General features: G+C 71.3%; 16 protein-coding genes. 7 read left to right on the forward strand and 9 right to left on the reverse strand.

From position 1 onward, the window contains the following. Positions 1-29: 29 nt before the first annotated feature. Positions 30-1,145 (reverse strand): ATP-dependent DNA ligase, encoded by a 1,116-nt coding sequence (locus KBX71_RS01170; RefSeq protein WP_210816066.1) that lies wholly within the window; start codon positions 1,143-1,145, stop codon positions 30-32. Positions 1,146-1,280: 135 nt separating this feature from the next. Here KBX71_RS01170 and KBX71_RS01175 point away from each other — a divergent pair, with 135 nt between their 5' ends. Both KBX71_RS01175 and KBX71_RS01180 read left to right on the forward strand, forming a co-directional pair. Beyond that, positions 1,281-1,493 (forward strand): hypothetical protein, encoded by a 213-nt coding sequence (locus KBX71_RS01175; protein ID WP_210816067.1) that lies wholly within the window; start codon positions 1,281-1,283, stop codon positions 1,491-1,493. A gap of 125 nt (positions 1,494-1,618) precedes the next feature. Continuing rightward, entirely contained in the window at positions 1,619-2,041 is a 423-nt protein-coding gene (locus tag KBX71_RS01180) for an SRPBCC family protein (RefSeq protein WP_210816068.1), read from the forward strand. Between the two features lie 54 nt (positions 2,042-2,095). Here KBX71_RS01180 and KBX71_RS01185 read toward each other — a convergent pair whose 3' ends face one another. Further along, complete coding sequence (locus KBX71_RS01185) at positions 2,096-3,016, reverse strand: DNA-3-methyladenine glycosylase (RefSeq protein WP_210816069.1); 921 nt, start codon at positions 3,014-3,016, stop codon at positions 2,096-2,098. A gap of 502 nt (positions 3,017-3,518) precedes the next feature. Here KBX71_RS01185 and KBX71_RS01190 point away from each other — a divergent pair. The 5 genes from KBX71_RS01190 to KBX71_RS01210 are packed head-to-tail and all read left to right on the forward strand — an operon-like array spanning position 3,519 to position 13,016. Next, entirely contained in the window at positions 3,519-5,381 is a 1,863-nt protein-coding gene (locus tag KBX71_RS01190; protein ID WP_210816070.1) for a stealth family protein, read from the forward strand. Beyond that, entirely contained in the window at positions 5,371-7,344 is a 1,974-nt protein-coding gene (locus KBX71_RS01195; RefSeq protein WP_210816072.1) for a PIG-L family deacetylase, read from the forward strand. The genes KBX71_RS01190 and KBX71_RS01195 overlap by 11 nt, the downstream gene beginning before the upstream one ends. After that, on the forward strand, positions 7,341-8,990 hold the full coding sequence (locus tag KBX71_RS01200) for a stealth family protein (protein ID WP_210816075.1): 1,650 nt from the start codon (positions 7,341-7,343) through the stop codon (positions 8,988-8,990). The genes KBX71_RS01195 and KBX71_RS01200 overlap by 4 nt, the downstream gene beginning before the upstream one ends. After that, the gene (locus tag KBX71_RS01205; protein ID WP_210816077.1) at positions 8,987-11,230 is read left to right on the forward strand and encodes a glycosyltransferase family 4 protein; all 2,244 of its coding nucleotides are present in this window, start codon (positions 8,987-8,989) and stop codon (positions 11,228-11,230) included. Before KBX71_RS01200 ends, KBX71_RS01205 begins: the two co-directional genes overlap by 4 nt. A 25-nt stretch (positions 11,231-11,255) precedes the next feature. Further along, a complete protein-coding gene (locus tag KBX71_RS01210; protein ID WP_210816084.1) occupies positions 11,256-13,016 on the forward strand; it encodes a stealth family protein in 1,761 nt (586 codons plus the stop codon). Between the two features lie 79 nt (positions 13,017-13,095). On the opposite strand, the gene KBX71_RS01215 is transcribed toward KBX71_RS01210, so the two are convergent. The 7 genes from KBX71_RS01215 to KBX71_RS01245 form a co-directional block, all read right to left on the reverse strand. Continuing rightward, the gene (locus tag KBX71_RS01215) at positions 13,096-13,743 is read right to left on the reverse strand and encodes a hypothetical protein (protein WP_124819861.1); all 648 of its coding nucleotides are present in this window, start codon (positions 13,741-13,743) and stop codon (positions 13,096-13,098) included. A 203-nt stretch (positions 13,744-13,946) separates the two neighbouring features. Further along, positions 13,947-14,729: an anti-sigma factor gene (locus tag KBX71_RS01220; protein ID WP_124819860.1), complete on the reverse strand. Its 783-nt coding sequence runs from the start codon at positions 14,727-14,729 to the stop codon at positions 13,947-13,949. Then, complete coding sequence (locus KBX71_RS01225) at positions 14,726-15,418, reverse strand: sigma-70 family RNA polymerase sigma factor (protein ID WP_124773096.1); 693 nt, start codon at positions 15,416-15,418, stop codon at positions 14,726-14,728. Before KBX71_RS01225 ends, KBX71_RS01220 begins: the two co-directional genes overlap by 4 nt. 127 nt (positions 15,419-15,545) lie before the next feature. After that, on the reverse strand, positions 15,546-16,403 hold the full coding sequence (locus KBX71_RS01230; protein ID WP_210816087.1) for a spermidine synthase: 858 nt from the start codon (positions 16,401-16,403) through the stop codon (positions 15,546-15,548). An 18-nt stretch (positions 16,404-16,421) separates the two neighbouring features. Then, the gene (locus tag KBX71_RS01235; RefSeq protein WP_210816089.1) at positions 16,422-17,381 is read right to left on the reverse strand and encodes a hypothetical protein; all 960 of its coding nucleotides are present in this window, start codon (positions 17,379-17,381) and stop codon (positions 16,422-16,424) included. 173 nt (positions 17,382-17,554) lie between these two features. Beyond that, the gene (locus KBX71_RS01240) at positions 17,555-20,029 is read right to left on the reverse strand and encodes an AAA family ATPase (RefSeq protein WP_210816090.1); all 2,475 of its coding nucleotides are present in this window, start codon (positions 20,027-20,029) and stop codon (positions 17,555-17,557) included. Then, the gene (locus tag KBX71_RS01245; protein WP_210816091.1) at positions 20,029-21,177 is read right to left on the reverse strand and encodes an exonuclease SbcCD subunit D; all 1,149 of its coding nucleotides are present in this window, start codon (positions 21,175-21,177) and stop codon (positions 20,029-20,031) included. The genes KBX71_RS01240 and KBX71_RS01245 overlap by 1 nt, the downstream gene beginning before the upstream one ends. Positions 21,178-21,186 lie beyond the last annotated feature (9 nt).

The raw sequence follows: 21,186 nt of genomic DNA on the forward strand, positions 1-21,186 counted from the left end.
GGTCCTCCGGGATCGGGTCGACGGCCAGGCTACGCCGAGCCGGTGGCGGCTCGGTCCACGGTGGCCGTCGGGTCGCCGCGCAGCACCTGGTCGACGTCGAAGCGGATCGGCCGGTCGAGCTGGTCGTAACGGCAGGATCGGGGGTCGCGGTCCGGGCGCCACCGAACGAACTGGGCGGTGTGCCGGAATCGTTCGCCCTCCATGGCGTCGTAGCCCACCTCGACCACCAACTCGGGGCGCACCGGCTCCCACTCCAGGTTCTTCGTGCCGGTCCAGCGGCTGACCCCACCCGGGATGCGTTGGCCGCGCTCGTGGTCGCCGTGCACCCACGGGTGCTCGCCGCCAATGTCCCGATAGGGCGCCAGCTCGTCGAGCAACTCGGCACGGCGGGCCATGCTGAACGACGCGCTCACGCCCACGTGGTGCAGGACCCCGGCGTCGTCGTACAGGCCGAGCAGCAGCGAGCCCACCACCGGGCCGGACTTGTGCCAGCGGAAGCCGGCCACCACCGCGTCCGCGGTGCGGGCGTGCTTGACCTTGAACATCAGTCGCTTGCCCGGCTCGTACGGCAGGTCGGCCGGCTTGACGATCAAACCGTCCAGCCCGGCGCCCTCGAACACCTCGAACCAGCGACGCGCGGTGTCCGGATCGGTGGTGACCTGGGTGACGTGCACCGGCGGGCGCACCCCGGCCAGCGCCTCGACCAGCCGCTCCCGACGGCGTGGGTAGGGCTGGTCGAGCAGGGCCTCGTCACCGATCGCCAACAGGTCGAACGCGACGAAGTCGGCAGGGGTGGTCTCGGCCAGCATCTTCACCCGGGACGCGGCCGGGTGGACGCGCTGGGCCAGCAGCTCGAAATCCAGCCGGGGCTGGCCGGTCGGCCCGTCGCGCCGAATCACGATCAACTCCCCGTCGACCGCGCAGCGCTCCGGCAGCTGCCGGCGTGCCTGCTCGACCACCTCGGGGAAGTAGCGGGTCATCGATTTGCCGCCCCGGCTGGCCAACTCGACCTCGTCGCCGTCGCGGAACACGATGCACCGGAACCCGTCCCATTTGGGTTCGTAGGTCACCCCGGGCGTGGTGGGCAGCTTGGGAACGCTCTTGGCCAGCATCGGCTCGACCGGCGGGTTGATCGGCAGGTCCACGCCGACCAGTCAATCAGACGGTGCCGACAGTCGTGAGGCAGATCACCGTGAGCGCCGGGGCGGCGTGTCCTCCTACGCGTCGCTCGTCCCGGCCGGGCGAATCGAATAACCCCAGGTCAGAGCTACTTTCGCCAGGTGTCCGAGTGGGTTTGTGACTGCTGCGGGCGGTGGCGGGTGAGCGTCGAGCTGATCCGGGGCCGCCACCGCTTCCGGCTGACCCGCCGCTACCCGGAGCAGTTCGGCGGCGGCCGGAACGTGCTCGGCGAGGTCGGCTCGGTGCCGGAGCTGGAGGAGCTGTTGCGTCGGCGTACCCCGCTCACCCTGGCCGACCTGCACGAGGCCGCCTGATCCGCGCTCGGTCCGCCTCCACTGAGGAGGGACGGACGAGATTGGGCGCCGGTGTCACAATGCTTTCGGCGGCCTCGTCTGCACCCGTGGCGGTGCCGAGCGGCGCCGCCGGGGGAGGGGACGCCATGCGGTTCGTAGCCGATACCGAGATCGCCGCGGACGCCGAAGAGGTCTGGGCGGTGCTTGTCGACGTGCCGCGCTGGCCCGAGTGGACGGCCTCGGTGACCCAGGCCGAGCGGGGAGAGTCGGAGCCGCTCGCCGTTGGCGCGACCGCCCGACTGACCCAGCCGAAGCTGCGGCCGGCGGTGTGGCGTGTCACCGAGCTGACCGAGCGGCGGGAGTTCGTCTGGGTCTCGCAAGCGCCGGGGGTGCGGACCACGGGGGAGCACCGGCTGCTGCCGACGCCCGACGGGCGTACCCGCGTCGAACTGGTCATCAACCAGTCTGGTCCGCTGGCCGGCCTGATCGGCTGGCTGTACGGCGCGCTGTTCCGCCGCTACGTGCGGATGGAGGCCGACGGGCTCAGGCGTCGCTGCGAGCGGGCCTGACGGCGACCCGACAGCCCCGGCGCGGGTCGCTGACCGCTGTCCGGCCGGAGAGGCTCAGAACCGGGCGAACGAGCGGATCGGGGCGCGCGGGCCGTACTTCGGCGCCCGGATGCCGGCGGCCTCCAGCAGCAGGCACACCCGGCCCCGGTGACCTCGGAACGGCTCCAGCAGGGCCACCATCCGGGCGTCGTCGCCCCTCGGTTCGCCGGCCAGCGCCCAGGCCACCGTGTTCGGAATGTGGTAGTCGCCGACGCTGACCGCGTCCGGGTCCCCGTACGCGATCCGGACCACTTCGGCGGCCGTCCACGGCCCGATGCCGGGGATCGCGGTCAGCCGGCGGGTGGCGTCGGTGGTGTCGGTGCTGCGTTCCAGGCGGTCGGCGAGCGCCGCGGCGCGACGTAGCGTGTCGGCTCGGCGCTGCTCCACCCCGAACGGGTGGAACACCCAGTACGGGGTCGCGGCCACCGCGGCTGCCTCGGGCGGCAGGAGCAACGGCTGTAGCGGGCCGGGAGCCGGCTCCCGGAAGTGGCGCACCGTCGCCGCGTACGCCCGGTAGGCCTCCTTGCCGGTGACCTTCTGCTCGAAGACCGCGCGTAGCAGCCGGGGGAAGACCTGCCCGGTGGCGGGCATCCGGAGCCCTCGGTGCTCCCGGGCCAGCCGGGCGACCAGCGGGTGCGCCGTGGCCAGCTCGGTGAAGCCGGTCAGGTCGTCGCGCAGCCCCGCGATCGCGTCGGCGCGGGCGAGGACGTGCTCGGCGCCGGGCCCGTACCCCTCGGCGAGCAACTCGCCGCCGGCCGGTCGCAGCGCGAGTGTGGCCGGACCGTCCGGGGTGCGGCTGGCCCACCAGAAGGTGCCGGCCGCCACCCGGGCGCACGGGTCGTACGGGCTGAAGGTGAGCGCGCGGACCGAAGCGGCAAGCCGGTAGCCGACCGGTGGGCGCAGCACCCTGGTCGCGGCGGGTTCGGTCTCGGTCACCCCGCTACTCTGCCAGGTCAGGGCGAGGGCTGGCGACCGCCCGTACCGGTCGCGAGCGGAGTTGAGGAGCTTCGCGAGGGTACGTTCTGCCGACCGTCCCGGTGTCCTTGAACCACCCGAATGGCCATGATTATTTTCGCGAATAGGTGCATAGAGCCCTTATGCCATTTCTGGCTGTGGGCCAGGTATCGATCATGTGGTTGTTTGATGGCCTGCAGGTAAACTCACTGCCCCGGGCCACCTGCGGCGGCCAGCATCCTTCCCACTCGCGGAAGAACGCGGTCCGGCCCGGAGATCGGTGTCCACCGACGCCCGCCACCAGGCGGTCCTGGTCGACGTCAGATCGTCACGCAGTGCCAACGGGGGTTGTGGAAAGGCATGCAGTGATGGCTGCGCGAGTGTGTGTCGAATCATCGCGAGTGGGATCTCACCCCGCTACCCGTCCGCAGGGCTGACGGGTGCCCGCTGACGAGGCGGCCGTGCCGAGCGGACGGCCCAGCGCGTGATCGCCCTGAAGATTTATCGACTCCTGCCGTCGCCGGCACGGCGACGGTTGCTGGGTCTGCTGCCCGCGCACCGTCGGATGGGCCTGGTGCAGACGCTCTCCCGGCCGCGCGGCGGCGACACCGTGCATCGCCTCGGCGCCCGGGTGGCCGTTACCGACGGTGGTGTTCGAACCCGGGCCGAGGTCGTCGCCATGGCGACGCCCTTGGAGCAGTGGCACCGCAACCTGACCGCCGTCACCACCGCGCTGCACACCGCCGGCATCGAATACCACTGCATCCGTAACGACGACCACCTGCGCAGCACCGTCGCGGTCCTCGACGACCACCGGCCGGCGGTGCAACGCCTGATCCGTTCCGCGCCGGCGCTGGCGGGCGCGGACGTCCGGGTCGTGCAGGTGCAGCCCCGTCGGGACCAGCCGGACATGGCCCCGACCGAGGTGATCCAGGTCTGCTTCCCGGTGACCGACGCCCGCGCGGGTGTGGTCCTCGGCGCCCAGTACGCGTGCGAGATCGAGTTCTGGAGCCGGCACGGAGACATGGTCCGCGCTCCTCGACGCAACGGGGTCGTCGACGAGGCGCCCGCCCGGGCGCAGCCGGTCCGGGTGGCAGCGGCGCTGATGAGCCACTTCGTGCCCGAGGCCGACGACCACACCTACGGCACCCGCAGGGACCTGACCGTCCGGGCGCCGGACCGGGTCGGCTTCCCGATCGACGCCGTCTACACCTGGGTGGACGGCTCCGACCCACAGTGGCTGCGGCGGAAGTCGCTGGCGCTCGGCACCCCCGACGGCCCGCTGCACGCGATCGCCGCGAACTCCTCGCGCTACCACAACCGCGACGAGCTGCGGTATTCGTTGCGGTCGCTGCACAGCTTCGCGCCCTGGCTGCGGCGGATCTTCCTGATCACCGACAGCCAACTGCCGAGCTGGCTCGACCCGAGCCACCCGATGATCACGGTCATCTCGCACACCGAACTCTTCGCCGACCTCGGTGGCCGCTCGTCGTACAACTCGCACGCCATCGAGTCCCGGCTGCATCGCATCGACGGCCTGGCCGAGCACTTCCTCTACCTCAACGACGACGTGTTCCTCGGTCGTCCGCTGCTGCCGAACCACTTCTTCCACGCGAACGGGATCGCGAAGTTCTTCCCCTCGCCGGCCCAGTTCGGCCTGGGGGAGGCGAAGCCGGAGGACCCGCCGGTGAAAGCCGCCGGGAAGAACAACCGTCGGCACATCCAGCGGCAGTTCGGCGTGACCATCACGCAGAAGATGAAGCACACCCCGTTCGCGCTGCGCCGCAGCATCATGCAGCAGATCGAGGGCAAGCTGCCGGACGAGGTGATGGCCACCGCGCGGCACCGGTTCCGGCACCACGGCGACCTGTCCATCCCGTCGTCGCTGCACCAGTACTGGGCGTTCCTGACCGCGCAGGCAGTCCCCGGCGACATCGAGTACGAGTACGCCGACCTGGGCCACCCCTCGACCCCCGCCCGGCTGGCCGAGCTGCTGGCCCGCCGGCACCGCGACGTGTTCTGCCTCAACGACACCGACTCCGACCCTCGGTCGTTCGCCGAGCAGGAGAGGATGTTGGCCGACTTCCTGCCGCGCTACCTGCCCTTCCCCGCCCCGTTCGAGCTGCCGGACGACGTGGTGGCGGAGCGGCGGAACGTCGGCGCCGGAGAGCTGTGGCGGCGTTCGTACCGCCCGGTGCAGGACGCCCGCCGGCGCGCCCCGGTCGACGCGCCCACCATGCCGAACAACATGCTCAACACGGTCACCGACTTCAAGGCCGTCCTCGACTTGAGAGAGCAGCCCGATCGGCGACGACGGGATCCATCCGGGGAGCGCCATGACGTCTGAGCGCCGTCCTCGGTCGATGGCGGTCATGGCCCACCAGGACGACGATCTCTACTTCCTGAACCCGCTGCTCGTCAGCCAGCTGCGACACAGTGCGACACACCTGACGGTCTGCCTGACCGCTGGTGAGGCGGATGGACGTAACGCCCCCGGTGGGTCGGTGGCACACGCCGCGCTACCGGTGGACTTCGAGGGCTTCGCCGCTGCCCGCTTCAACGGGCTTCGTTCGGCGTACGGGGAGATGGTTCTCGGCAATCGGGACGCCAAGTGGCACCGTGCGGCGGTCACCGTGGGCTCGACTGCCGAGGCGGACGTTTCGACGCTTGTCGACGCGCCGTGGATCCGGTTGGTGTCGCTGAACCTCTGGTCTGCGCCGCCCCCCGGATCACCCGTCGGAGCCGGGTCGCTTCCGCAGTTGTGGACCGGCGAAGCCACTGTCACGCCCACCATGGTTCCGCTGGGTTCGCCGGTTTCCGAAACGTTCGCCTACTCCCGGGAGAACCTGATCGAGGCGCTGCTGCACCTGCTGCGCGACGTCGAGCCGACGCTGTTGTGGACGATGGACCCGGATCCCGATCGTCAACTGCACGACAAGGCAAACCCACAGCACGCCGACACCGGCGACTACTCCGATCACATCTCCCACACCATGACCGGGCTGTTCACACACGAGGCGGCCCAACGATGGTTCGCCGAGGGCGGTGGCAGCGCCACGACCGTCGAGGCGTTCCGTGGCTACTACGTCCGACGGTGGCCGTCCAACCTCAGCCCCGAGGCGCGGGCACTCAAGCAGCGGTACAAGGACATCTACGGGTGGGCTGACGGTCGCCCTACCGACGGTCCCGTGGGCCGCGGTGACCGCAAGGTCGGTGGCGATGCGATCGGCACTGGGAACGCAGCCGGAACCACGTTGCGCTATCCCGGCTCGCGGACCTGGGCGGCGGCGGGCCCGAACGGCGAGTTGACGGCCTTCGCCGTACGGGGTGGCCAGGTGGTTCGCTGGCAGCAGGCTGGCTCGGGCCCGTTTGCCCCGAGCCAGGTGGTTCCCGGCGGCGGGCTCCTTCCGCACGTCGCCGCGTTGGCCACCCCGAACGGCGACTGGCGGCTCTTCGCGGTGCGGCAAGAACTCACGGCAGAGCCCGATCGGCACGTCCGCGACATCTGGACAACCGTGTTGCCCGCCGCCGGCGACGCCACCGTTCGCTGGGAGTCGCTGGGCAACCCCGCCGGGCGAAACGCCCCGTCGGACCGACGGAACATCGGCATGCCGCACGCTGTCTCCCTGCCCGACGGGGGTGTCCTGTTGCTGGCACGGAACGCCGGCAAGGGACTGAGTGCCCGGCTGCACGACGGGACGTCCTGGACGCAGTGGCAGGACCTCGGTGGCCGGGACATCCAGGACGGCCTGACCGCGGTCACGGTGGACGACCACCACGTGGAGGTGCTGGCCGCCGGGCGCACTGGAACCGGACGTTGGCTGGTCTCCGTGCCAGAACTCATCGCCGGGTACGCCCAACTGGAGACGGAGGCGCCGGCCGGCCCGCCCGCCGTGACGCGGCTGCCCGACGGCGAGCGACTACTCCTGTTCCGGCGACGGGACTCGGCATCCGTGTTGTCGTACCGTACGCGCGGCGCCGGCCGGGAGTGGGACCTGTCAACGGCCGCTGACCTCGGTGGTCACGGTGGTCCCGGCCCACTGACCGCTCGGTTCGTGCCCGACGCGGGCGCGGTCCTGCTGGCGGTCCGAGACGACGCGTCCGGCTCCAGCGTCGCCTGGCTGGACCCGGCCGGGTCGACACCCTGCCGCTGGCTCCGCGACTCGCCGCCGATCGCTGGTGGTCACGCGGTGCAGGTCGACGAGGCCGGCCGGCCCGTTCTCCTGGCCGTGTCGACAGCGGGCGGGCTCCTCGCCTGGCGACCGGACCAGTTCGGATCGTCCTTGAACCCGATGAAGGAAGTGCCGTGAACAACACGCCGGTGGTACCGCAGCGCCCGGGCGCGCAATCCCGGGCTGTCGAGGCCGCCAGGTCCGTGCCGGTGGGGAGCGCTGGGCGAGACCTTCCCGCGCTTCGCGAGGTCCTGGTCGACGGTGGACGTCGTACCGCGCACGTGCATGCCGACCTGACTCCGATGCTGGGACGTCAGCTGAACGTCGACGCGGTGAGTGGCGCGCTGGACGAGCACGGGGTGGACTACTTCCTCATCCGCGGGATGGACGATCGGACCCCGGTGATCGGCGTCAGTGAGGTTGATCGACTGGCCGCGCTGAGCGCGCTGGAGAAGCTGGGCGGTGCCGAGACCTGCTACGTGAGCCAGGTTCTGCCCCGACCGCCGATCATCGGCGGCCTCCGGGACGCGTCGGAGGCGCCGGCCTGGACCGAGCTGTACGCCGCGCAGGCGATCAAGCTGACCTGGTTCCGCGCGGACCCGACCCTCAAGCTGATCCTGGGACCGGCGTACGGCTGCGAGATCGAGTTCTGGAAACCCGACCGGACGGCCGACGTGCTCCGCTCGCCCCGCCCGAACCGAATGATGCGGGCGGTGGCGCTGGAGGGCACGCCGGTGCAGGTGGACGAGCATCGGCTGACCCGCCTCGCCTCGCCTGCGAAATGGCACCCGCCCCGGCGTAGCCGCCCGGAGTTCGACCGCCTGCTCCCGGACGACATCGACTTTCCCATCGACGTGGTCTACACCTGGGTGGACGGCGCGGATCCACAGTGGCAGCAACGCCGCGCGGGCGTCCGTGGCGAGTCGCTGCACGCCGAGGCGGCGAGTGAGTCGCGGTACATCAACCGTGACGAGTTGAAGTTCTCGTTGCGATCTCTACACCTGAACGCCCCGTGGGTCCGCAACATCTACATCGTGACCGACCACCAGCGTCCGGCCTGGCTGGACCTCAGCGCTGGCAACATCTTCCTGGTCAACCATGACGAGATCTTCGCGGCCCCGGATGCCCTGCCGACCTTCAACTCGTGCGCCATCGAAAGTCAGCTGCACCGCATCGATGGACTCGCCGAGCACTTCCTGTACCTCAACGATGACATGTTCTTCGGCCGACCCCTGGCACCCCAGACGTTCTTCTTGGCCAACGGCAACACCAAGTTCTTCCTGTCGCAGAACCGGATCCCGCTCGGCGAGATCACCGATCTGGACAGCCCGGTGGACGCGATGATCAAGAACAATCGGGCGCTGATCGAGAAGCGGTTCGGCCGTACTCTCACCCAGGGCTCCCAGCACGTGCCCTATCCGTTGCGGCGCAGCATCCTCGCGGAGATCGAGCGGGAGTTCCCGGTCGAGCATGAGGCCACCATGCGCAGTCGGTTCCGCAGTGCCGACGACCTGACCATCACGTACTCGCTGCACCACTACTACGCGTTCCTTACCGGCCGCGCGCTGCCCGGACGCGTCAACTACGGCTACGTCCAGCTCGCGGTACCCGACCTCGAAGCGCGGCTGCGGCGAGCGGAGACGCGGCGGGACTGGGACACCTTCTGCATCAACGACGCCTTTTCGACGTTCGCCCAGCTGCAACACCAGATGACCATCCTCGAGCCGTTCATGGAGGCGTACTTCCCGGTTGCGAGCCCCTACGAGCTGAGGATCTCCGGGTGAAGTTCGCCTTCCTGATCCACAACATGTACGGCGTCGGTGGCACCAACCGGGCCGTGCTGAACCTGGCCACCGCACTGGTCGGTCGCGGGCACGGCGTGGAGATCGTCTCGGTGTTCCGCCGCACCGACGAGCCGATGTTCGCCATCGACGACCGGATCGCGCTCGTCCCGCTCCTCGACACCCGACCGAGGCGTCCCGACCGGGCCGATCCCCGGCTCCGGGAGCCGTCCCTGCTGGTGCCGAAGAGCGAGGAGTTCCACACCCAGTACAGCCGGCTGACGGACGAGCGGATGATCGACTACCTGCGCTCGACGGCGGCCGACGTGATTGTGGGTACCCGTCCGGGAATCAACGTGGTGGTGGCGCGGCACGGCCCCGACCACGCGGTCCGCGTGGCGCAGGAGCACATGACGCAGGATCTGATCGACGACGTGCTGAAGGAGGAGATCCGGCTCTCGTACGACCGGATCGACCTGGCCTTCACGGTGACCGAGGCCGACGCCGCTGCGTTCCGATCGGGCAACCCGGTGCCACACACCCGCGTCGTGGCACTACCGAACAGCGTTCCCCAGCCCACCGTGTCGCCGGCCGACGGAACAAACCGGATCGTGGTCAGTGCGGGGCGGCTCGACCCGATCAAGAGGTACGACCGGCTCATCGCCGCCTTCGCGCGGGTCGCTGGCGATCATCCGGACTGGAAACTGCGGATCTACGGCGATGGACCACAACGCCCCGCGCTGGTCGCACAGGTCCGCGAGTTGGGTATGTCCGACCAGGTTCAACTGATGGGCCGGCGCGAGGACATGTCCACGGAGTGGGTCAAGGGCTCGATCGCGGCGGTCTCCTCCGAGCGAGAATCGTTCGGCATGACCATCGTGGAGGCGATGCGGCTCGGCCTGCCGGTGGTCAGCACCGACTGCCCGGTCGGACCCCGCGAGATCATTCAGCACGGAGTTGATGGTCTGCTGGTCCCGATGGACGACACCGACGCGTACACCTCGGCGTTGCGAACGCTGATGCACGACGACGATCTCCGGGCCCGGCTGGCCCAGCAGGCGTTGGTGAACGCGGCGCGGTTCGACCCGGACACGCTTGCCGACTCCTTCGCCCAGCAGTGCGACGCCGTGCTGGTCGAGCGGGGCGCGACGCCCGGGCGGCCTGCGCGGGTCGCCCGGGCGGGCAAGGGGCCGCGAGCCGGCCGTTCGGTGCTGGCTCGTGGCGGTGAACTGGTTCGGGAACCCGATCTGGTCCGGCTGTTGGGCGACCCGGTCCTGCGCGGGATCGCGGGCAGTGACCTCGTCCGTCGGGCGAGCATGGGTGCACTGGTTCGCCTCTCCCGCATTCGGCAGGCCCGGGCCACGTCTGCCCGGTTGCAGAAGGCGATCCGGCGGAGGGCCGCCGCACCGGCCGCCGGACCGAAGGTGGACTGTCAGGTATTGCCGGACCATGGCCTCAGCCTGAGTATCGACGCCGCGGGTCTCGCCGTGGGCGGGCAGCTGTTGCTAGGCGACCGGGACACCGGGCACAAGGTGCGGGTGCCACTGGAACCACAAGACGACGGGGCACGCCAGGTGGCGGTGCTGCCCGTCGACGCGTTGCCGGAGGGCCGCTGGAACGCGTATCTTCAGCCGCTGACGGGGGCGCGCCTCCGGCTGTGCCCGGACCGGATCGACACGCGGGTACTCGCCGGCGGTCACCGACCGGCGGATGATCCGGCCGTCGGGTACGCGGTCCGTTCGCACCTGCCGTACCGCACGGCGGACGGCTTCCTGGCGGTGCGCAGCTGGGTCCGGGCAGAGCACGCCGAGGTGCGGCGGATCGCGCTCAGCGGTGAGCGGGTGTCGATCGAGGCCGTCTGGTGCGGATCCGGCATTCCCGAGCAGGCCGTGCTCCACCGACGGGGTCACCACGAGTGCGCGGTGTCTGTGCCGGTGGTACGAACCCGCGGCGGCCACCTGCGTATCGACGTGGCTGTCGACGAGTTGGCCGCACATCGACTGGGCCGATACGAGGACTGGGATTTGTGGCTGCGGCAGGCCGGCACGGACCGTGAGGTCCGGTTGGGTCTGCTCGTCGACGACGTCGTCGACAAGAAGCTCGTCTACAACTACCCGGAGATCTACCTGGTGGACGATCCGGGGCTGGATCTTGTCGAGGAGGACCCGGCGCCACTGCTGCGGGTCCGCCCGTACTACACCCGCGACAGCGAACTGTCGATCGTCGTCGTCGACCGCCCATGAGTACGGACACGAGGAGAAACGAGCGGTGACCGAGTCGAAGCCCACGCAGGGAGAAGCACCCCGCGCGCTGGCCGAACCCACCGGGTTCGTGGAGGTGTACCGCCGGGTGCTGAGCCCGCAGACCCGGCGTGCCATCGCGACGAAGGTGAGCCCCCGGGCCCGACACCAGCTGAAGCAGTGGGTCGCCCGGGCTGCGCGGGACGGCAACCTCTCCGAGCGCCGGGGCGAACGGTTGGCCCGCCGCCAGCCGGAGTTGCTGGCCGGCGCGGACCGGGTGGTCGTCACCGCCGATCGGGGACCCCGGGTGGCCCGGATCGGGGCGTCGGTGACACCCCTGATGGCACGACTGGACAATCTCACCGCGGTGACGGCGGCGCTCGACGAGGCCGGGGTACCCCACTTCCGGGTACGCGGCGAAAGCTCCCGATCGTCGGTGGTGGCCGTCGACGCCGAGCACCGCGCGCGGTCGTACGCCGCGCTCGCCGCCGCCTGCGGTCGGGTCCCCGGCTACGTCTCCGTGCCGGACGACACCGGGCAGCCGGCCGCCGGGTTCGAACCGAAGACCTGGGACCGGCTGGCGGACGCCCCGGTGTTGCGGCTGACCTGGTACTGGACGGACCCCCAGCGGCGGCTGGTGCTGGGGCAGGCGTACGGGTGCGACGTCGAGTTCTGGACCCGGGAGGGTGACACGCTCGTCGCGCCGCGGCCCAACATCGTCGCCGAACAGGTGACGGTGGCGGCGCCGCTGGTCCTCGTACCGGAGTCGCGGTTCACCGGCCTGGCGCCCACCTCCGCGCCCGCGACCGCCTGGACCCGTCCGGAGTTCGCCGCGCCGCGCCCCGACGACGTGCCGTTCCCGGTCGACGTGGTCTACACCTGGGTCGACGGCGCCGACCCGGCCTGGCTACGCCGGCGGGCCGAGGTGGCCGGCGTGCCGTACCACGCGGAGGCGGCCAGCGCGGCCCGCTTCCTCAGCCGCGACGAGCTGCGCTACTCGCTGCGGTCGCTGCACCTGTTCGCACCCTGGGTACGCCATGTCTACCTGGTGACCGACGACCAGGTGCCGACCTGGCTGGACCCGTCCGCCACCGGGCTGCGGGTGGTCAGCCACCGGGAGATCTTCACCGACCCGACGGTGCTGCCGACGTACAACTCGCACGCCATCGAAAGTCAACTGCACCACATCGACGGGCTCTCCGAGCACTTCCTGTACTTCAACGACGACGTCTTCCTCGGCACCGAGGTGCTGCCCCAGGACTTCTTCCTGGCCAACGGCATCTCCCGGTTCTTCCCCTCGCCGGCGCTGGTGCCGCCGGGCCCACCCGCCGCCGGGGACATCCCGTCGTCGGCGGCCGGGAAGAACAACCGGGCGTTGATCGCGGATCGGTTCGGCACCGTGCTGACGCAGAAGATGAAGCACATGCCGCACGCGCTGCGGCGGAGCGTGCTGCAAGAGATCGAGCAGACGTTCCCGGAGCAGTACCGGCGGACCGCGGCGAGTCAGTTCCGCAGCATGGACGACCTGTCGGTCGCCTCGTCGCTGCACCACTACTACGCGTTCCATACCGGTCGCGCGGCGCCGGGAAACCTGCGGTACACCATCGCCGAGCTGTCCAACCCGGACACACCCGCCCGGTTGGCTCACCTGCTCGCCCGTCGGGATCGGCAGGTGTTCTGCCTGAACGACGCGTTCTCCGTCGAGGAGGACCTCGACCGGCAGATGGCGCTGCTCATCCCGTTCCTGGAGACGTACTTCCCGGTGCCGAGCCCGTGGGAACGCGCCTGAACCCACCCCGGACACGACGGTGGCCGGCCGCGCCCTCCCCGGCGACGACCGACCACCGTGCCCTCACGGGCGATCGGGCTCAGTACGAGTAGCCCGAGCCACCAGCGTCGTTCGAGCCGCTGTCCGCCGGCGGTGCGACCGCCTTCGGCGTGCCCTTGGGCAGGCAGCTCAGGTTCTTCTTGCCGTCCGGCTGGACCACGAACCAGGTGCCACCGACAGCCTGGCCCTTCCACTGACCGGGCTTCTTGTCACCGATGTAGCGGTAGACCGGCCAGCCGCCGACGGTGAGCTGACGGGTGCCGTCCTGCCGGGTCACGCTGCCGACCTTGTCGTCGGAGACGCCGGTGAGCTGCGGGTTGCCGTCGGTCAGGGCCGGGGGCCACACCTCGGCGCACTTGTCGACGCAGTTCGACGACGGCGGGTCGGCGGTGTCCTTGTCGAAGCGGTACAGGATCCAGCCGTCCTGGTCGATGACCACCTTGCCCATCCGGGCGACACTCTTACCGACCAACTTCTCCGTCAGGTCGACGTCCGCGGGCGGGGCGTCGGCGGCCGGCGCCTCCGCGGACGCCGAGGCCTCAGGTTCAACCGTCGCGGTGGGCTCGGCCGCGGCGACGGCGACCGGCTCGGCCGCGCTCGAGTTCGCCCCGTCGTAACCCGCGGGAGCGCAGGCCGTTAGTGCGACCATCGCGCTCGCGACGATGACGGTCCGCTTCATCTGTGCCACGTGCCCTCCTCATTCTTGACAGTTCACCCATAGGTACGGCGGGCGGGCTGTCAAGGTTGAAGTAGTAACAGTGGTCAATTTCACGTAATTCGATTGAACCGTTTCCGGCCGCGCTGCGTACGCCCCAGCGAGGGGTTCCTCACGCAACGACAGATCGGCGCCGGTCATTGTCACAATGACCGGCGCCGATGCGGTAAGCACGCTTACATGGGTACGGTCACCAGCGGACTCGCCACCCCGTTGGCATCCACCGACTGCACCTGGAGCTGCTTGATGTCCTTCGGCAGAGCCGACGTCGAGGCGCTCAGTTCGAGACCCTGCGGTCGGGTGCTGGTGCCATAACCGCCATCCGGCACCGACCAGCTCGAGATGACCTCGGTGCTGCCGTTCTTGCGTACCACCACCAGCCTGCAGACGCGTGGGCCGGGCAGCTTCCGCAGACTGAAATTGATCCGGGTGCCGTAATCCTTGGTCACCAGGAACATGGTGGTCTGCACACCGGTGGTCGGGTCGGTCGCCTCGACCTGGTCGCCCTCCACCTCGGTGCCGCCCACACCCGGGCCGCTCGGTGCGGCCGTCGGCACGCTCGTCGGCGGGTCGTTCGGTGCGCTCGGCGTCGACTCGGCGAGCACCCCCGGCGACTGCTCGTTACCGGTCACGCTGACGAAGCCGTACCCGCTCAGACCGCCGAAGACCACCACAGCGGCGGCCGTCGCGAGCATCTGACGAAACCGGGTACGCCGCCGGTGGGCCCGGACCGCGCCGAGCGTCCGGTCCAGTAGGGCCGGGTCGGTCGCCGTCTGCTCCAGCGCCATCATCGTCTCGCCGTCGATGTCGGAGAGCAGCCCCACCACCGGCACCATCGTCTCCAACTCGGCCGCGCACGCCCAGCAGGTGGCGAGATGCTCCTCGAACCGCTCAGTGTCCTGCTCGTCAAGCACACCGAGCGCGTACGCCGCGACGTCCATGTGGTCCGGCCGGCTCATTCTGTCACCCCCCGCTCCTGCAGAGCCGTGCGCAGCGCGCGCAGCGCGTAGTAGACCCTCGACTTGGCGGTGCCCAGCGGCAGGCCCAACTCCTCGGCGGCCTCCGGCACCGTCCGCCCCCGGAAGTACGTCGAGATCAGGATCTCCCGGTGCGACTGACTGAGCGTACGCAGCGCGTCCGCCACCGTCATGGTCCGCAGCACCCGGTCGGTGCTGTCCGCCTCGGCGAACGCGGTGAGGTCCCGGTCGTACGTCTCCGGCGGCCGGGCCTCCTGGCTGCGGTGCTCGTCGATGGCGATGCGGCGGGCCACCGTGACCAACCACGGCCGCAACGACCCCTGCCCCTGGGTGCCCAGGCGGTGCGCGTTGCGCCAGGCCCGCAGCAGCGTCTCCTGGACGATGTCCTCCGCGCGCTGCCGGTCCCCCCCGGTGAGGCGCATGACGAACATCAGCAACGGACCCGCGTGCTCGGCATAGAGCTGACGGATCAATTGGTCGGAGTGGCTGGCCTCGGTTGACGTCGCCTGATGGCGCCCGGGCGCCGGTCGCGGCGTCACCGGACCATTCTGGCGAGGCGTCGCCCGCGCGTCGACCCCCCGGGCAGACGAGGTTGACCGTGACGACGGTCGCGCCGACAACCAGTCAGCGCGTACCGCGTCGCCATGCCAACCGGCCGCCACCGCGTGCATGCAGACCTCCGGGATTGTCCGTGACCAACGCCGGCCCACAAGGTGGGCCGCCCGGTGGTACGCAGCACCGGCCCCAACGGATCAACAAACGGCGAAAAAAAGTTCTGCGCCGCTGATGAGTGGACGGTCAGCGGCGGACCGAGAACAGGCCAGGCGGTGGCGGATCGGAGCCCGTCGCGTCGGCATCACGGACGATCTGCGCGCCGCCGGCGAAGCGATCCAGCTCGTCGCCGGCCACCACCCGGCCGGGGAACCAGTCGCCGGCAGCGCGTCTGGTCAGCTCCGGCACCGGCGGCGTGGACCGCCCGGCGACCAGCACCAGATTCCCGTACCGGCGCCCGCGCAGCACCGCCGCGTCCCCGACCAGACAGGCCCGCGGCAGCACCGAACGGACCGTGGCGACCTGCCCACGGGCGTGCCGCAACGGCGGGCCGTCGGCCAGGTTCGCCAGGTACCAACCGGAGGGACGCAACACCCGGGCCACCTCGGCCGCGTACTCCACCGACGTCAGGTGCGCCGGGGTACGCGCACCGGAGAACACGTCGGCGACCACCACGTCGTAGCTGGCCTCCCGGGTCGACGTCAGCACCGCCCGGGCGTCCTCCACCCGGACCCGCAACCGGGCGTCGGACGGCCACGGCAACGCCCGACGGACCAACTCCACGAGCGCGCCGTCCACCTCGGACACCCGCTGGGTCGATCCGGGGCGGGTGGCGGAGACATACCGGGGCAGGGTCAGGGCGCCGCCACCCAGATGCAGCACCCGCAGCGGTTCGCCGGCCGGAGCGATCAGATCCACCGCGGCGGCCAACCGCCGCACGTACTCGAACTCCAGGTGGGTGGGGTCGGTCAGGTCGACGTGCGACTGCGGCGCGCCGTCCAGCAGCAGCGTCCACGAGCCGGCCCGGTCCGGATCCGGCACCAGCTCCGCCAGCCCGGTGTCCACCTGCTCGACAACCCGGTCACCCGCCCGTTTACGCCCCACCGGAACCAGTATCCGCGTTCAACGGGCGGCGCGGGCCGCAGCGGTCAACGCGCGGTGCAGCAGCCGGGAATCGCCGAGCAGGGCCCGCAGCCGGCGCTCCAGGCCCGCGATCGGGATCAGGTTCTGCGGGGCCCGCGGATCCTTGTACGGAGTCGACGCGAAGCGCGGCAGGGTCACCAACGACAGGTCGGCCAACTCGATCGCCGCCTCGACGGGCAGGTCGGCGGAGCACTCGACCCGGACGATGCCCGCCCACGGCGCGCCGATCGCCACCGGCAGCCGCAAATACCACGACCAACCACCCCAGGCGGTGCCCAGCCGGAACACCGGGGACCGCTCACCCGACCCCATGCCGGTCACCACGGCGGTCAACCGGGCATCCAGGTACTGACTGTGCTGCGTCTTGATGTAACCCAGGGTGCGCGGCAACTGCCGGCGACTGCGCAACGGGCCGTCCACCACCAACAGGTCACCGTCGACCCGGGCGGCGTCGGACACCGCCACCTCCAACGCGGTCAGTGGACCCTGCACGGCGGCCGGCAGCTTCGCCAGCTCACCCGTGCCACCCACCCGGTGCACCGGGTAACGGATCGCGCCCGCCACCACATCCTGCGCCGACGGGCTCGCGGTGAACAGACCCCGACCAACCCGGGTACCCGCCAACTGCGCCGCACCCCGGCCCAGGTCGCACCGGACCACGCCGGCCGCGTACGAGGCGGCCAACCCGGGAAACGACACGCCGTCGGACTCGGCCGTCCAGATGCTCGCGTCGATGCGCCGAACCCCGTCGACCAGCAACACCACGTCGGGCGCCAGCACCCCGGGGCGTACCCCGATGGCCCGCCAGTCCACGGCGGGCAACTCCACGTCCGCGTCGACCTGGGCGCTGCTCTGCGCTGCCGGACCGGCGGCGGACGCCTCGAACGACGCCCCGTACGCCGGATCCCACGAATCCACGAAGAACGCGGCGTCGCTCACCGAGCTGGCCTTTCGTTCGCGACTGCGGGGCTCCGCTGCGCTGCACTCCTCGCGCTCACCGGGCTGGCCTTTCGTTCGCGACTGCGGGGCTCCGCTGCGCTGCACTCCTCGCGCTCACCGGGCTGGCCTTTCGTTCGCGACTGCGGGGCTCCGCTGCGCTGCACTCCTCGCGCTCACCGGCCGGTCCGCTCCACGCGGGCGGACCGGGCATCCTTGCGCACCTCGAAGCGGACCGGGATCCGCTCTGCCAACGCCGGCACGTGGGTGACCACGCCGACCATCCGATCGCCCCGGGCCGCCAGGTTTTCCAGGGTCGCCGCCACCGTGTCCAGGGTGGCGGCGTCGAGCGTGCCGAAACCCTCGTCCAGGACTATCGACTCCAGGCTCGCCGCCGTGGTGGACATCCCGGCCAACTGCTCGGAGAGCGCCAACGCCAACGCCAGCGACGCCTGGAACGTCTCACCGCCGGAGAGGGTCCGCACGCCGCGACGCAGCCCCGCGTCGTGGTGGTCGACCACCACGAACTCACCCTTGTCGTGCACCAGCTCGTACTGCCCGGAGGACAACTCCCGCAGGATCCCCGACGCGCCGTCGACCAGCAGATCCAACGCCTCGGCCAGCAACCACCGCTCGAAGTTGTTGGCCCGCAGGTGCCCGGCGAGCGCGCGCGCCACCTGCGCCTCCCGCTCGTGCCCCGCCCGCTGCTCGCGCAACGTCCCGGCCTGCTCGCGACGCTCGTGCAGCCGCCGTCGGTCGGCGTCGGCCCGCTCCACCGCCACGGTCGCCGCGTGCACCGGGTCGTCCCCGACCGGCACGTCGGCGGCGGCGAAGATGCCCGCGATGGCCCGCTGCACCCCGTCGGCCACCGACTCGGCCTCCGCCACCGCGGCGGCCCGACCGGCCCGATCGGCGCGGCGGCGGTCCGCCTCGGTGGTCGCCCAGTCGGTCAGCGCCGCCCACGCGGCAGCCACGTCGTCCCGGTCGGTCGACGGTGGGCCGAACCGGGCCAACCCGTCCCGGGCGGTGTCGAAGGCCCGCCACGCCGCCCGCAGCCGTTCCTCAGCGGCGTCCACAGCGGCCCGGGTCTGCCGAGCGGTCTCGCGGCCGGCCCGGACCGCGGTCGCCGCCTCCTCCAACGCGCGCCGCAGCCGGGCGTGCTCGGCCAACTCCCGGCGCAGCACGGCAGGCTCGGCCGCGCCGGAGAGCTGCCCGTCCAGCTCGGCCAGCCGGGCCTCCACCTGCTCCTGCCGGGCTCGCCCCTGCACCAGCAGCCGCTCCAGCTCCCGCGCCGCCGTGTCCCGCTCCTGCACTGTCGTCTGCGCGGCCTTGGTCGCGGCCCGCGCGGCCTTGCCCGCCGCCGTCGCGGCGGCCACCGCCGAATCGGCAGGCACCGCCGGCACCTCGGCCACCGGCTGCTCGCACACCGGGCACGCCGCACCGGCGTGCAGGTGCACCCGCAGGCTCACCGCCAGGTCGGCGGCCTTCGCCTCCTCGTGCGCCCGGAAGGCCGCCTCCAACTCGGCGTCGGCCCGCTCGGCGACCACGCGTGCGGCGGCCAGGGCCGCCACCGCCGCGGCGTGCTCGTCGTTCGCCGCGCGCACCGTCGCCCGGACCGTGTCGGCCTCGCCGGACAACCGATCTCGATCGTCGTACGCCCGCAGTTGCAGTCGCAGCGCGCTCTCGTCACCGGCGGCGGCCAGCTCGCCGCGCAGCTTGTCCTCCCGCTCCTCGGCCAGCGACACCGCGGTCGCCGCCGCCTCGGCGTCGGCCCGCGCCGCGGCGACCGCGCGAGCGACAGCGGCCACCCCAGCCGGCGCGCGCACCCCGGTCAGAACGGTCAGCTCGTCGTCCAGCGCCGTCAGCGCCGCCGCGGCCTCCCGTGCGGTGACCCGGGCCGCCGCCAGCTCCGGCACCGCCTCGGCCACCGCGGAGGCCAGCTCGGCCATCCGGTCCACCCGGGCGTCGGCCTCGGCCAACGCCTCGTCGTCCACGCCTGTCAACCCGGCGAGCACCTGGTCGACCGCCTCCAGCCGGGCCTCCGCCTGCGCGGCGCGCGCCGTCGCCTTCTTCTGCACGTCCTCGTAGACGCCGAGGCCCAGGAGGTTGACCAGGATCTGTTGCCGCGTCGCCGGCTTGGCGTGCAGGAAGTCGGCGAACTGCCCCTGTGGCAGCACCACACAGCTGGTGAACTGCTCGTACGGCAGCCCCACCGCCTCCAGCACCGCCTGCTCCATCTCGGCGGGGGTGCCGGCCACCACCTCGCCGAGGTCGTCCGGGCTCAGGCCGGTGTCCAATTTGGTGACGTCGAAGCCGGCCGGCATCAGCTGCAACCCGGCGTTCGCTGTCTTCACGTTGCCTCGGCCGTCCCGGCGGACCACCCGGGTCGCCACGTACCGGGCGCCGCCGGACTCGAAGACCAACCGCACCCGCGCCTCGGTCGCCGACGGCGCGAGCGCGTTCGCCAACCCTCGGGCGCCACCCCAGCGGGGCACCATGCCATAGAGGGCGAAACAGATGGCGTCCAGCACTGTGGACTTGCCCGAACCGGTCGGGCCGATCAGCGCGAAGAAGTCGGCGTCGGTGAAGTCGACTGTGGTCTCGTCCCGGAAGACCGTGAACCCGGCCATGTCCAACCGCATCGGACGCATCAGTGATCGACCTCCTCGAAAAGCTCGTCGAAGAGCTCCCGGACACCCTCGTCGGCGTGGCCCCGGCTGTCCAGGTAGTCGGCGAACAACTCCCGAGGTGAACGCCCCGACCGCTGGGCGATGCGCGCGCCACTGCCCGGCGCGGCCAACAGCTCCGGGTCGATCCGGATCTCCAGGGCCCGGGGGAGCAGCTCCTGGATCTCCTCGCGCAGGCCGGCGCGGGGTTGCTCCCGCACGAACACCCGCAGCCACGCGTCCGGCGCCTCGATCTCGGCGAGCTGGGCCAGGGTGCCCCGCACCGTCCGCAGCGCGCTCGCCGCCGTCACCGGCACCTCCCGCACCCGGGCGGCGGTGCTGGCCGTCACCTCGACGATCGTCACCGAGGGGATGTTCTCCTGCTCGCCGAAGTCCACAGCGAGCGGGCTGCCGCTGTAGCGGACCGGGCAGGGGCCCGCGACCCGCTGCGCCCGGTGCAGGTGACCAAGCGCCACGTAGTGCGCGGTGGCCGGGAAGACGGTGGCCGGGACGGCGTAGCCCAACACGGTGTGTGCGTCGCGCTCACCACCACCGGTGGCCGCGCCGGTCACCGTCAGGTGCGCGGTGACCAGGTGCACCCGGTCCGGTTCGGTGAAACCCTCGGTCAGTCGCCCCAGCACCCGGCCCAGGTGGTCGGCGTACGTCTGGTTGGTCTCCGCGGCGGTCAGCTCGTACATTTCCAACGCGCGCACCGCGTACCGCTGGGACAGGAACGGCAACGCGGCCAGCCGCCACCGCTCGCCACCGGCGGTCGTGCCGTCGATGACGTGCTCGTCCGGATTTTCCCGTACCCCTCCGCGCAGCGTGATGCCGGCGGCATCGGCCCACGGGCGCAGCGCGTCCAGCGCCGGGCCGTTGTCGTGGTTGCCGCCGATCGCCACCACGTCCGCGCCGGTCCGCCGCAACGCCGTCAACGCCCGGGTGACCAGGCGGGTCGCCTCCGAGCTGGGCGCGGCGGTGTCGTAGAGGTCACCGGCGACGATCACCAGATCCGGCTGCTCGGCACGGGCGATCTCGATCACCCCGGCCAGCACGGCCTTGTGCTCGTCGGCCCGGGACTGCCCCTTGAGCACCTTTCCCACGTGCCAGTCGGAGGTGTGCAGGATCTTCATGGCTGTGCC

It is taken from the genome of Micromonospora sp. D93 (assembly GCF_018070365.1).
Classification (GTDB): Bacteria; Actinomycetota; Actinomycetes; order Mycobacteriales; family Micromonosporaceae; genus Micromonospora; species Micromonospora ureilytica.

Bases quoted from the DNA above. Each gene is read 5' to 3' on its own strand.
- KBX71_RS01180 (WP_210816068.1), top strand. From the start codon at position 1,619: ATGCGGTTCGTAGCCGATACCGAGATCGCCGCGGACGCCGAAGAGGTC.
- KBX71_RS01225 (WP_124773096.1), bottom strand. From the start codon at position 15,418: ATGCACGCGGTGGCGGCCGGTTGGCATGGCGACGCGGTACGCGCTGAC.
- KBX71_RS01220 (WP_124819860.1), bottom strand. From the start codon at position 14,729: ATGAGCCGGCCGGACCACATGGACGTCGCGGCGTACGCGCTCGGTGTG.
- KBX71_RS01240 (WP_210816090.1), bottom strand. From the start codon at position 20,029: ATGCGTCCGATGCGGTTGGACATGGCCGGGTTCACGGTCTTCCGGGAC.
- KBX71_RS01195 (WP_210816072.1), top strand. From the start codon at position 5,371: ATGACGTCTGAGCGCCGTCCTCGGTCGATGGCGGTCATGGCCCACCAG.
- KBX71_RS01245 (WP_210816091.1), bottom strand. From the start codon at position 21,177: ATGAAGATCCTGCACACCTCCGACTGGCACGTGGGAAAGGTGCTCAAG.